Genomic DNA, 11,341 nt, shown 5'->3' with positions numbered 1-11,341 from the left:
TCCTTCACCCAGACGCCCAGGTCGTCGGTGCGGGTGCTGGTGGCGCTGGTGCGGGTCTCGGTGGCGGGGGTGCCGAAGCAGCCGCCCTGCCAGGAGCGGGAGGCGGCACCGACGACCTGGACAGTGCCGTTGCTCTTGCGCAGCAGCGGGGCCCCGGTGTCGCCCTGGCAGATGGCGGAGGATCCGGCGGCGGGTGTGCTGTCGATGCCGGTGGCGGTGACAGTACCCGCGGTGTGGGTGACGGTGTGAGAGGCGGACGGCCGCCACTGGGTGGCGGTGCGGCCGAAGCCGGGCACGCTCAAGCTCTCGCCCGTGACGGGGGCGGTGGTGGCGAACACGGCCGGGGTGATGCCGTCGACCGGGGCGGCCAGGCGGGCCATGACGAGGTCGCGGTCGGTGCGGGGGACGAGTTCGGCGATGTCGGCGCTCTTGCCGCCGATCGTCACGGTGCTCTTGGTCGCGGGCGCGCCAGCGGTGAGGGTGGCGGGGTTGTCGGTGAAGCAGCTGGCCGAAGTGAGGGCCCAGTAGCGGTCGACCAGGGTGGCGGTGCAGGCCCGCGCGCCGGTGCGGCCGGGCTGCCCGATGTTGAGGGCGCCGGCCGCGGGATACTCGCTGGTGGCGGCCGGTGCGGCCGGTCCGTCGGTGGCGGACAGCTCGAGCAGGGTGGTCCCTTCGGCGGAGGCACCCTCGCCTACCGGCGTGTAGTAGTTCTTACGGACGTCAAAGCTGCTGACCGAGCCGTCCGTGTTCAGCGTGGCCTTGACCGCGTGGTCGTCGCCCTTGATGCTGTAGACCTTCGGAAGCTCCAGCGCCAGGTAACCGACGGGCCCCGTGACGCGGAAACAGACCTTGGCGGGACCGGTGTTCAGGGTCCGGCTGAACACCTCCAGCAGGTTCTCCGTCGAGGTGCAGTCGGCCAGCTGGATGTTCCCGTCCCCCGACTTCAGGGTGATGTGCTGCTCCGCGAGGATCTGCGCGGCCCCCGGATAGGAGAAGCCCTCCACCGCCAGAGGCGCCGTGGCCTCAGCAGCCGAGGCCGGAATCGAACCGGCCATCACGGGTATTGCCAGCACGGCGGCGAGCGGCCATACCGTTCTACGAACCATACGCACAAGAACTCCCAGAAAATGACGTGGCAGGGAGGCGCTGATACCCCCCCCATCGCACGTGAATTGCCGAGCGGACGCTACCGGCTTACGATCTTGAGCGTCAAAAGCCGTCCAGCGCACGGCATCAAAACCCCCGGCAGTGGGCATGCCGCCTTCGAGCGGCAGGGGCGGTCCCTGAAGTCAAATGAGATGATTCGGGCATTCCTCCCGAAAGGGAAAAGTGCTGGTATTGCATGAGTACTGCTCACATGCCCGTGGTCTGCCCTCGACGACCACGTTCACCAGGCCCTTCAGCGAGCGGACGTAGCGGTGGAACGCGGGCACCACCAGCGTGCAGGACACCGTCACCCGGATCATCGCCGCCGTCCGGCGGTGATCCGCGAGGTCCCCTGCACCGTCGAGGCGGCCGCCGTGCAGTGCACCGCGCACGACTTCACCTGTCCGGGCCTTGGCGCAACCCGCTCAACGAGCAGGCCGCATCAAAGTTTCAGGTATTGGGCCTGGCGGTGGACCTGACGGTATTTCGGAATCCCTTGCCAGGAGTGCGATTCGCCGTTTCGACGGTCCGGTCGTCCTGTGTCACCGTTACAACGGAATCCATAACTTCCCCAGTTTTCCCTGCACTTGTCCACCGAAAAGCGGGATGCGATCGTGGCGCCGGATCCGATTCGTCTCCTGCCCAGGAGTGGCATGCGGTGCAGTCCGCGAAATTCCCTGGCATGCCTCTTCCTGCCCTGCTGAGATGAGAGCATGAACCTCTTGCCTACTGGCGGGACCGAGGTCGTTGTACCGGTCCGCGTGCGTGATCTGACGCCCGCAGATCTGCCGATGTGCGCGTGGTCCGGCTCGGCCACTCATCTGGGCTGTGTGGCCACAGAGTTGGAGCGCGCGGCGGCCGGCGAGGTGGACTACCTGGCCGTCTGTACGGCGGTCGGTCTTCCCGTGGCGATCGGCGGCGTCGACTACCGGGCAAGGCCGGGAGCGGGCACACTGTGGCAGCTCGCGGTTCTTCCGGCGTTGCAGTCGTGCGGTCTCGGCACGCTGCTCGTCCGGGCCGCGGAGGACCGCATCCGGGCACGCGGGATCCTGCGGGCCGAACTCGGTGTCGAGGAGAGCAACCCGCGGGCCCGCGCACTGTACGAGCGGCTCGGATACGTGGCCTACGACCGGCAGCCCGACGCATGGGACGAGGAAGCGCCGGACGGTTCGATCCACCGGTACGAGACCATGTGCGCGCTGATGCGCAAGGACTTGTCGTAAGCGGGACGTCGGCGTGACCTCGCAGGCGTGGGGGCGCGCTCCGACACCCGGGTGTGAGCCTGGTCACATCACCGCCCATCTGGATGAGCCGGGGCTGGCGGCGTTCGGTGTCGATGCCTCTGCTGTGATGATCAAGTCGACTCAACAGGCCTATCCGGGCCTGCGGTTCGACGTGGGCTCGATGGCCGCGCTGAACATCGCTGACGGCGTGCTGGGCGGCGCACTCTCACGTTGGTCCGTCATCCACACTCCGCACACGGCGGAGCGCTGCATCAACAAGATCCGGGCATGGCGGGGCCTGGCCACGAGCTACGACAAGACGCCCGCGAGCTACATGGCGGGGCTCCAGCTACGCGGATCCATCGTCTGGATGCGCAGCCTCGACCCGGGCCGCGGTCGCGGCGCCCGGTCGGCAGACCGGGCGCCGCTGCCGCTCACCTCGGGCCGGTGAGGTGACCGTCCGGCCAAGATGCCGGGCGAGGAACCGGACCGCGCTGTCGGCCTCGAACCTGGGGAAGTCGAAGTGCTGGCCCGTGTTGGCGTGCAACGTCCTCTCCTTCGAGGCGAAGGCGTCGAACAGCGCGAGGCCGGCCTCGCGCGGGATGCGCTCGTTGTCCCACCGCATGGCGAACTCGATCGGGACGGTGATCTGCTTCGCCGTCTCGACCAGGGCATCGGGCCACATCATGCCGAAGACTGTGGCCGTGATCCTGGGCCCGACCGCCACCAGCGGCAGCCCGATCGCGGTGCCCAGGCCGATACCGACGTAGCCGACCGGCCCATCGGCGCCGATATCACGACTCCAGACAGGCCCTGGGGCGGCGCGCGCGACGGCCGTCGCGATCACTTCTGGTGGAGCGTCACAGTGCTTTGACAGTAGGGGCATTGCGGTATATGGACCTGGTCGGGGCGGGTGTACGGTCGTGCCAGTCGGTTGGGGTGGAGGGCCGGAGGGGCTGGGAGGGGAGCAGGGCATGGAGCCATTGGAGCCGGACGACCCGCGGCAGGTCGGTGAGTACCGGGTGCTGCGGCGGCTCGGCGCGGGCGGCATGGGCCGGGTGTACCTGGGCCGTACGGCGGGGGGCCGGACGGTCGCCGTCAAGGTGGTCCGCAGCGAGCTGGCCGAGGACACCGAGTTCCGTGCCCGATTCCGGCAGGAGGTCCGGGCGGCCCGGCTGGTCGGTGGCCGCTGGACCGCGCCGGTGCTGGATGCGGATACCGAGAGCCGCCACCCGTGGGTCGCCACCGGGTACGTCGCGGGTCCGGCCCTCGGCGCGGCCGTGCGGGAGTTCGGACCGCTGCCGGCCGACTCGGTGCGCGCGCTGGGGGTCGGGCTGGCCGGGGCGCTGGCGGCGGTGCACGCGCTCGGCCTGGTGCACCGGGACGTCAAGCCGTCCAACGTGCTGCTCACCCTGGACGGCCCGCGGCTGATCGACTTCGGCATCGCGCGGGCTCTGGAGGCCGCCACCGCGCTCACCCGGTCCGGCTTCGTGATCGGCTCGCCGGGGTACATGTCGCCGGAACAGGCTCAGGGGGCCGTTGTCGGACCGCCGTCCGACGTCTTCTCGCTGGGCGCCGTGCTGGTGTACGCGGCGACCGGCGTGGCGCCGTTCGGAGAGGGCCTCAGTGTCGCGTCGATGCTCTACAAGGTGGCGCACGAGGACCCGGAGTTGGGGGGCCTCGATCCGGGGTTGCGCGCCATCGTGATGGCCTGCCTGGCCAAGGACCCGGCGCGGCGGTTGGCGCCGGTGGAGCTCGCCGAGCGGCTCGACGGGTCCGGGGTCGGCACGGCGCGGCTGAGCGAAGGGGCCTGGCTGCCAGGGACGCTGTCGGCGGCGGTTGGCCGGCGGGCGGTGGAGCTGCTGGACCTCGACCACGTGCCCGCGCCTCCGGGTGCCGGCCAGGCGCGGCGCGCGACGATCGTGGAAGGGGGCGCGAGCGGGGGACCGGGCGGGCACGTGCCCCCTGGTCCGCCGGCCGGAGCGTTCGGCGCTCCGGCGGCCCCGGCCCCGCAGTTCCCGCCTTCGGCCCCGCCGGGTGCTCAGACGGGCATGCCTTCGTATGGAGCACCGCCGTTCTTCCCGCAGCCGCAGCCGCAGCCGCAGCCGCAGCCGCAGCCGCAGCCGCAGCCGCCGGTGCGACGCCGCTTGCCCGCTGTGCTCGGGGCATCGGTGCTGGTCGCCGTGGTCGCGGTCGGCGTCACCTGGTGGCTGTCGAGAAGTGACGAATCGTCAACACGCGGCCAGTCGTCGGCCGCCGGGCAGCAGTCGCAGGCGGGCGGCGGGTCCGTCTCGACCGGGCAGCCGCAGAACCCGGCCCGGTCGGGCGCGCCCGCTCAGCAGAGCGCCGCCCCGTCGACCGCCGCGCCGTCCCCCACGGGTGCGATTCCGCAGGCATATCTCGGCTCATGGAGCGGCGTCCTGACCGAGCCGGGCCTGTACGGTTCGGTCACCTATCGGATCACCCTGCGGCAGGGAGAGGTGGACCAGGTCGTCGCCAACGCCACCAGTATTTGGCCCGATGGCAGAACCTGCAGCGGCACCGACTATCTGGAGTCAGCGAGCGCCAATCAGGTCGTGCTCAAGGTCTCGGCGCTGACCGGGGGCCTCGGGTGCACTCCGGATTCGACGCCACGGGTGTATGCGATCAAGCCCAATGGGACACTGCACCTGGAGGTCCGCGGCGGGTCCGGCGATCTCACCCGCACCTCGTGACCGGGACGCGGCCCCCGGGGTGCGGCGTCGAAGACCGACATCCACGTCAGTGGTCCACCGGAACTGACAGTTCCTCCGTCAGACGGCCCGTCGCGTTGGGTGCCGGCGCTGCCGCACGTCTTGGCGTGAGGCGCATATGGGGGCATGAGGGTGGTGGTGCGTGCCGGCGCTCACGCCGGGGCGCGCGCCACCACGCTCTGTGCTGGGCGACCGGGCGCGCCGGTCAGCCCCGCCCGGACCGGCGGTGTACCCGAAAGAAGCACACCGCCAGGCCCGCGAAGGCGACCGCGCCGGCGATGCCGGCCACGTGCGGCCCGCCGGTGCACGCGTCGTGCGCCGCGCGCAGCAGGTCGGTCGCGGCCCGGTCGGGAAGCCGGTGCGCCGCGTCGACCGCTCCGGCCAGCGTCCCCCGGGCCGGGCCGGGCCGGGCCGGGCCGGGCCCGCCGCGTCCGCGGGCAGCCCGGCCGAGCCAGGCCCGCCGCCCGGCGCCGTCCCCGGCCGGTGGCGGCGCCGTAGCGGCCGTCGTCGTGCTCGCCGTGCTCATGGGGGCAACCTCCTCGGAAGGGATCGTCACGGTAGGGTCGGAGCCGCTCGACGGATCCTGACCCGCGCCGGCGGAATCACCCGATCCGCTGGTTCCGGCTGATCCGCTGAACCCCGCGTCGGCATGTCAAGGACGGCCGGCCCGCTACGACCACCTGATGACGGGGCCCGACCGGGCGCCGCGACGGTGAGGAGTTGGACATGAAGTTCCTGCTGATCATGCACATCAACCCGGCCATCATGGAGGAACTGACCGAGGCGGAGCGTCAGGAGATCATGGCCGGCCACGGTGAGTTCATGAAGACGACCAGCGAGTCCGGCGAACTGGTCAGCACCGAGGCGCTGGCCGACCCGTCCCAGAGCTCGGTGGTCCGCGTCCGCGACGGGGCGCCGGTCGTCACCGACGGCCCCTACCTGGAGGCCAAGGAGTTCCTGGGCGGCTACTACCTGGTCGACGTCGCGAGCCGGGACCGCGCGCTGGAACTGGCCGCGCTGATCCCGGACGCCCGGGTCAACGGCCTGGGCATCGAGGTCCGCCAGGTGATCTTCTCCGGCGGCCCGTCCGCGTGAGTGCCGACCGCGCCACCGTCGAGGGCCTGCTGCGCGCGCTCGCGCCGCAGGCCCTCGGCGCGCTGGTGCGCCGGTACGGGCAGTTCGACCTGAGCGAGGACGCCGTGCAGGAGGCGATGCTCGCCGCGGCGACCCGCTGGCCGGCCGAGGGCATCCCGGACAACCCGCGCGGCTGGCTGACCACGGTCGCCGGCCGCCGCCTGGTCGACCAGATCCGCAGCGAACGGGCCCGGCGCCGACGCGAGGACGAGGTGGCCGCCCGCGAACCGGATCCGACCTCGCCCGGCCCCGGCGAGCCGACCCCGGCCGACCGGGACGACACGCTCACCCTGCTGTTCCTCTGCTGCCACCCGGCGCTGAGCCCGGCCTCGCAGGTAGCGCTGACGCTGCGCGCGGTCGGCGGCCTGACCACCGCGGAGATCGCCCGCGCCTACTTCGTGCCGGAGCCGACCATGGCGGCCCGGATCAGCCGGGCCAAGCAGCGGATCAAGGCCGCCGGCAGCGAGTTCACCATGCCGGTCGGGCAGGACCGGGCGGAGCGGCTGCGCGCCGTGCTGCACGTGCTGTACGTGATATTCAACGAGGGCTACACCGCCAGCTCCGGCGACCGGCTGCGCCGCGACGACCTGGCCGCCGAGGCGATCCGGCTGACCCGCCTGCTGCACCGGCTGCTCCCCGACGACGGCGCGGTGACCGGTCTGCTGGCCCTGATGCTGCTCACCGACGCCCGCCGGGACGCCCGCACCGGCCCGGACGGCGAGCTGGTCCCGCTCGACGAGCAGGACCGCTCACGCTGGGACCGCGGTCGCATCACCGAGGGCGTCGCGCTGGTCACCGACGCGATGAGCCGCCCGGCACTCGGCCCCTACCAGTTGCAGGCCGCCATCGCCGCGCTGCACGACGACGCGCCCAGCACCGACGAGACCGACTGGCGCCAGATCAACACGCTGTACAAGATCCTGGAGCGGATCTCGCCGAACCCGATGGCCAGCCTGAACCGGGCGGTGGCGGTCGCCATGACCGACGGACCGCGGGCCGGCCTGGCCCTGCTGGACGAACTGGCCGCGGACGACCGGATCACCGACCACCACCGGCTGCACGCCGTCCGCGCACACCTGCTGGAGCGGGCCGGCGACCACCCGGCGGCCCGGGAGTACTACCAGCGCGCCGCCCGCGGTACCACCAGCCTGACGGAGCGCCGCTACCTGGAGGCCCGCGCCGCCCGGTCGGCGGCCGGTCCGGCCCCCGGCTGACCAGGCCCGGGGCAGGCCCGGTCGGGACGGCACTGCGCACGCCCTCGGACCGCGGCGCCGGTGTCGGTCAGGGGCCTGAGAGGTCGCTCCGTCGGGAGAGAAGCCCGGAGCGCCGCCTGGCGAGCCGGCCGGTGAGCCGTACCGCGCCGAGGGCGATCACGTAGCCGAAGGCGAACTGGACGGTCAGCAGTTGCAGGTACGGGGTCGGGATGCCGCTGCCGATGAGGAGGGACGTGAGGAACGGTGGCGCGGCCAGAAGGACCGAGGCCAGTGCCGCGCGGCCCGTGGTGCGGGCCGTACAGGCGACGGCGGCGCCGGTGACGACCGGGGTGACGAGTGGGAATGTGGCGAAGCCGCCCGTGAGGGTGATGGCGATGCCCCGGTGATGATGGCGACGGTGAGCGCCCAGGGCACCGCGGAGCGCGGGTGCGTGCGGCCCGGCGGTGCGATCAGGAGCAGGAGGGCGTTGAGGACGGGCAGCCAGAGGTCGGGCAGGTCCAGGCTGAAGGAGAGCGCGATGTCGGCCGGCATGCCGAGCAGGCCGGGGAGGGCGAGGACGCGGACCAGTGGCACCACCACCATGGTGACCAGGGCGAGGATCCTCGCCGCGGACCAGCGGTTGGCCAGGACCGCGCCCGCCGTCAGTACCGGCGGAACGAGTGTCGCGGCCGCCGCGACGAGGGGGCCGTCAAACTCGGCGGGGTAGATGGAGATGGCTGCGGAATCGGGGTCGGTCGCGAGCCGGAAGGCGCCCCAGAGCCGGCCCGCCGCGTACGTTTCGGCCAGCACCGCGGCGAGCGGGACCGCGCCGGCGAAGGCGCGGCCCAGGGGGTGGTGGGAGGTCAGGCCGAGCCGGTTTCGCCCTTGCCCACGTACGGGGGAGGCCCATGCGATCGGGAACCTGGGCAACCAGAGCCTCGGCACCGGGCAGTACCGGCCCGCCGCCGCCTACTACCGTGAGGCGATCGCGATTCTGCGGGAGCAGCCCCCGCAGAGCCGGGACGAGTGGGCGATGGGCGTCTGCGAGGCCAACCTCCGCGTGGTGGGCCTGCTCGCCGGTCACCCGGAGGCGGCGGACGTTCACCTCAACCGGGCGCTCGCCCGCCACCGTTCCACCGGGGACCAGGTGTTGGAGAGCATCACGCTGGCCAACCTGGGGGACCACCACCACCACCACCGGCTCGGCCGGTCGGACCGGGCCGCGGAGTACCTCCGGGAGGCGCTGGGCCTGATCGACCGGACCACCGGGAACCCGCGTCTGCGGGCGAAGGTGCTGGCGGCCCTGGCCGAGCTGGTTGTGCCGGCCGGGCCTGCTGAACTCCTGGGGCCCGGCGAGCTTCCGGGGCCCGTCGGGTTGCCCGTGCCCGCCTCCGTCTCCCTGCGGCGCGGTTCGGCCGCGGGGTGAGCGCGCCGCCGCCGTGACGGCCCCAGGTGTCAGCCGTCCAGGGACTCGCGGACGGCCGTGATCAGGCGGTTGGCGCGGGCGTCGCCGTGGCCGATCATGCGGTTGGCGACGTACGCGAAACCGACCCCGAACTCGTCGTCACCGAAGGCGAACTGGCCGCCCGCGCCGTCGTTGCCGAAGCTGCGGGCGCCGAACAGCGGGCGGAACGCCGGGGAGTCGAGCAGGACGCCCGAGCCCCAGCGGGCGCCGAGGTCGAAGCCCAGGAAGCCCTGCCCGGAGGAGAGTTCGCGGACGGCGTCGGTCACCGTGTCCGGCGAGAGCAGCCGCTCGCCGCCGCCGATGCCGGTCACGGCGGCCGCGTACAGGCCGGCCAGACCGGTCGCGGAGGCGACGGCGCCCGCGCCCGGCAGCTCGACGGCGTGCAGGGCCGGGTCGTTCCAGCCGTGCGGCTCGTCCAGCCCGGGGAAGACCAGCGCGCCGTTCATCGTCACGATGCGGGTGAGCAGATGCTCGGGGCCGGGCATCGGGCGCCGCCCCTCGGCCTCCACCAGCCGTGCCACGCGGCCGAGTTCGCTGTCGGGCAGGCCGATCCAGGCGGACAGGCCGAGCGGGTCGCCGACGGCCTCGCGGAAGTACGCGCCAGGGGTGAGCCCGGTGATCCGGCGGACGACCTCGCCGATCAGGAAGCCGAGGACATGGCCGTGGTACTCGTGCGCGGTGCCGGGCTCCCAGATCGGCCGCTGCTCCTCGATGGCGCGCACGACCGGCGTCCAGGCCGCGATCTCGTCGAACGGGAGGACGGCGTCCAGGGCCGGGATGCCCGCCCGGTGGCCGAGCGCCATGCGACAGGTGACGGCCTCCTTGCCGTGCCGCGCGAACTCGGGCCAGTAGCGGCTCACCGGCGCGTCCAGGTCGAGGCGGCCCTGCTGCGCGAGGAGGTGGGCACAGACGGCGACCAGGCCCTTGGCGCAGGAGAAGACCGGGACGACGGTGTCCTGCGCCCAGGGGCGGCCGGTGCGTTCGTCCGCGATGCCGCCCCACAGCTCCACGACCTTGCGCCCGTCGGCGAACACCGTCACGGCGGAGCCGAGTTCGGGGAAGTCGTCGAAGTTCCGGGCGAAGGTGTCGGCGACCGCCCCGAAGCCCGCGTCGGCCCAACCGTGGTACTGCTGCATGGCTCTCGTCCCGTTCTTCCGCATGCGGCCGTGGCGCGCCCCGGCGGCGGCCGCGATCACTGACCGGGTCACGTTACGGTGGCGCGCCGTCCGGCACGAACGATTTACCGGGTCCCGTTCTGCCGAGCTTCGTTCTTCCGGGCTTCCGTTCGTCTGTGGGCGATACGGGACGGGCGACGGACCGCCTCCCCCGAGGTGAACCGAGGATGAATCAGTTGTCGGTTACCGCACAAGTGTCCGATCGCCCTGGCATGATCGTTTCACGGGGTGGGCCGTCGGAAGGGGGATCCATGTTCTTGCCCATGCCCAGGTGCCGGCCGGTCCCGACCGCCGTCGTCGGACTCGGCGTCACCGGCTGACGAACAGCGCCACCCATTCCTGTCCAACTCTGCGTTCAGAAAGTGACCCATGCTACGCAGGACCTCTCTCCGTACCTGGCGGGGCGTGCTGGCCGCGGCCGTCGCCGCCGGCGCCCTGACCACCTTCTCCGCCGTCCAGGCGGGCGCCGTCACCGGCGCCCCCGCCGCCAACGGCACGTACGCCTACACCGCTCGCCTCGACATCGGCGACAACACCCGGGCCTGCACCGGTGCGCTGGTCGACCGACTCTGGGTGATCACCGCGGCGAGCTGCTTCGCCGACGACCCCGCGCAGCCCGCCGCCCTCGCCGCCGGTGCCCCGAAGTGGAAGACCACCGCCACCATCGGCCGCACCGACCTCACCAACACCGGGGCCGGGGCGGTCTCGGAGATCGTCGAGCTGGTACCGCGTCAGGACCGCGACCTCGTCCTGGCCCGCCTGGCCACGCCCGTCGACGGCATAGCCCCGCTGCCGCTGGCCACCACCGCCCCGGCCACCGGCGAGACCCTGCGCGTACCCGGCTACGGCCGCACCACGACCGAATGGGCACCGCTCAAGCTGCACTCCGGCCAGTTCACCCTCGACGCCGTCAAGACCACCTCGGTCGACACCACCGGCGTGAACGGCGCCGCCGTCTGCAAGGGCGACACCGGCGCTCCCACCGTCCGTGAGACCAACGGCAAGGCCGAACTCGTCGCCGTCGCCTCCCGCTCCTGGCAGGGTGGCTGCCTCGGCAGCACCGAGACCCGCACCGGAGTCTCCAGCGCCCGGACCGATGACCTCACCGGCTGGGTCAAGGACACCGTCCGGAGTGCGGGGGTGCGCGGTGATGCCAACGGGGACGGCCGCGCCGATGCGCTGATGGCCTACTACCGTGGTGACGGGGGGATCGGTTTCTATACGTCGTTGACGGCGCCCAGTGGTGCTCTGGGTGATTTCACCAGTGGTTATA

Annotated in this window: 12 protein-coding genes and 1 pseudogene; 7 read left to right on the top strand and 6 right to left on the bottom strand. The window is 72.4% G+C overall.

The genetic code is table 11. The features are described from left to right. Together ACIO5D_RS36555 and ACIO5D_RS36550 are read right to left on the bottom strand one after the other, a co-directional pair. Window positions 1-1,055: trypsin-like serine protease (locus ACIO5D_RS36555; RefSeq protein WP_400800504.1), on the bottom strand; the 1,055-nt coding region annotated here is incomplete at its 3' end. Between the two features lie 234 nt (window positions 1,056-1,289). After that, the gene (locus tag ACIO5D_RS36550) at window positions 1,290-1,538 is read right to left on the bottom strand and encodes a hypothetical protein (RefSeq protein ID WP_400660145.1); all 249 of its coding nucleotides are present in this window, start codon (window positions 1,536-1,538) and stop codon (window positions 1,290-1,292) included. A gap of 321 nt (window positions 1,539-1,859) precedes the next feature. On the opposite strand from ACIO5D_RS36550, the gene ACIO5D_RS36545 reads away from it, so the two are divergent. After that, on the top strand, window positions 1,860-2,369 hold the full coding sequence (locus tag ACIO5D_RS36545; protein ID WP_400800502.1) for a GNAT family N-acetyltransferase: 510 nt from the start codon (window positions 1,860-1,862) through the stop codon (window positions 2,367-2,369). Window positions 2,370-2,382: 13 nt separating this feature from the next. Continuing rightward, on the top strand, window positions 2,383-2,820 hold the full coding sequence (locus ACIO5D_RS36540) for a methyltransferase domain-containing protein (protein ID WP_400800499.1): 438 nt from the start codon (window positions 2,383-2,385) through the stop codon (window positions 2,818-2,820). Here the strand turns inward: ACIO5D_RS36540 and ACIO5D_RS36535 are convergent. Beyond that, a pseudogene (locus tag ACIO5D_RS36535) lies at window positions 2,719-3,165 on the bottom strand (hypothetical protein); the annotation flags it as partial. The gene ACIO5D_RS36540 and the pseudogene ACIO5D_RS36535 overlap by 102 nt on opposite strands. Window positions 3,166-3,343: 178 nt before the next feature. Between ACIO5D_RS36535 and ACIO5D_RS36530 the strand changes: the two are divergent. Then, window positions 3,344-5,083, top strand: a complete 1,740-nt coding sequence (locus ACIO5D_RS36530; RefSeq protein WP_400800496.1) for a serine/threonine-protein kinase — start codon at window positions 3,344-3,346, stop codon at window positions 5,081-5,083. Window positions 5,084-5,306: 223 nt separating this feature from the next. On the opposite strand, the gene ACIO5D_RS36525 is transcribed toward ACIO5D_RS36530, so the two are convergent. After that, window positions 5,307-5,627 carry a hypothetical protein gene (locus tag ACIO5D_RS36525; protein WP_400800494.1) on the bottom strand — a complete coding sequence of 107 codons (321 nt, stop codon included), beginning with the start codon at window positions 5,625-5,627 and terminating at the stop codon, window positions 5,307-5,309. A 200-nt stretch (window positions 5,628-5,827) separates the two neighbouring features. On the opposite strand from ACIO5D_RS36525, the gene ACIO5D_RS36520 reads away from it, so the two are divergent. Both ACIO5D_RS36520 and ACIO5D_RS36515 read left to right on the top strand, forming a co-directional pair. Next, window positions 5,828-6,196 (top strand): YciI family protein, encoded by a 369-nt coding sequence (locus tag ACIO5D_RS36520; protein WP_400800492.1) that lies wholly within the window; start codon window positions 5,828-5,830, stop codon window positions 6,194-6,196. Further along, window positions 6,193-7,449, top strand: coding sequence for an RNA polymerase sigma factor (locus ACIO5D_RS36515; RefSeq protein WP_400800489.1), 1,257 nt, complete (start codon window positions 6,193-6,195; stop codon window positions 7,447-7,449). The genes ACIO5D_RS36520 and ACIO5D_RS36515 overlap by 4 nt, the downstream gene beginning before the upstream one ends. 183 nt (window positions 7,450-7,632) lie before the next feature. Here ACIO5D_RS36515 and ACIO5D_RS36510 read toward each other — a convergent pair whose 3' ends face one another. Further along, entirely contained in the window at window positions 7,633-8,358 is a 726-nt protein-coding gene (locus tag ACIO5D_RS36510; protein ID WP_400800486.1) for a hypothetical protein, read from the bottom strand. 103 nt (window positions 8,359-8,461) lie between these two features. Here ACIO5D_RS36510 and ACIO5D_RS36505 point away from each other — a divergent pair, with 103 nt between their 5' ends. After that, on the top strand, window positions 8,462-8,854 hold the full coding sequence (locus ACIO5D_RS36505; protein WP_400800483.1) for a hypothetical protein: 393 nt from the start codon (window positions 8,462-8,464) through the stop codon (window positions 8,852-8,854). Window positions 8,855-8,883: 29 nt separating this feature from the next. Here ACIO5D_RS36505 and ACIO5D_RS36500 read toward each other — a convergent pair whose 3' ends face one another. Next, window positions 8,884-10,029, bottom strand: a complete 1,146-nt coding sequence (locus ACIO5D_RS36500; RefSeq protein ID WP_400800480.1) for a serine hydrolase domain-containing protein — start codon at window positions 10,027-10,029, stop codon at window positions 8,884-8,886. A gap of 408 nt (window positions 10,030-10,437) precedes the next feature. Here ACIO5D_RS36500 and ACIO5D_RS36495 point away from each other — a divergent pair. Beyond that, window positions 10,438-11,341: trypsin-like serine protease (locus ACIO5D_RS36495; RefSeq protein ID WP_400800477.1), on the top strand; the 904-nt coding region annotated here is incomplete at its 3' end.

Source organism: Kitasatospora sp. NPDC087315 (assembly GCF_044744345.1).
In the GTDB taxonomy this organism is placed as follows: Bacteria; Actinomycetota; Actinomycetes; order Streptomycetales; family Streptomycetaceae; genus Kitasatospora.
This window is presented reverse-complemented; position numbering and strand designations above follow the sequence as displayed.

Excerpts from the sequence above, each read along its gene's own strand:
- ACIO5D_RS36505 (WP_400800483.1), top strand. The coding sequence starts at position 8,462 with ATGGGCGTCTGCGAGGCCAACCTCCGCGTGGTGGGCCTGCTCGCCGGT.
- ACIO5D_RS36545 (WP_400800502.1), top strand. The coding sequence starts at position 1,860 with ATGAACCTCTTGCCTACTGGCGGGACCGAGGTCGTTGTACCGGTCCGC.
- ACIO5D_RS36530 (WP_400800496.1), top strand. The coding sequence starts at position 3,344 with ATGGAGCCATTGGAGCCGGACGACCCGCGGCAGGTCGGTGAGTACCGG.
- ACIO5D_RS36525 (WP_400800494.1), bottom strand. The coding sequence starts at position 5,627 with ATGAGCACGGCGAGCACGACGACGGCCGCTACGGCGCCGCCACCGGCC.
- ACIO5D_RS36500 (WP_400800480.1), bottom strand. The coding sequence starts at position 10,029 with ATGCAGCAGTACCACGGTTGGGCCGACGCGGGCTTCGGGGCGGTCGCC.
- ACIO5D_RS36520 (WP_400800492.1), top strand. The coding sequence starts at position 5,828 with ATGAAGTTCCTGCTGATCATGCACATCAACCCGGCCATCATGGAGGAA.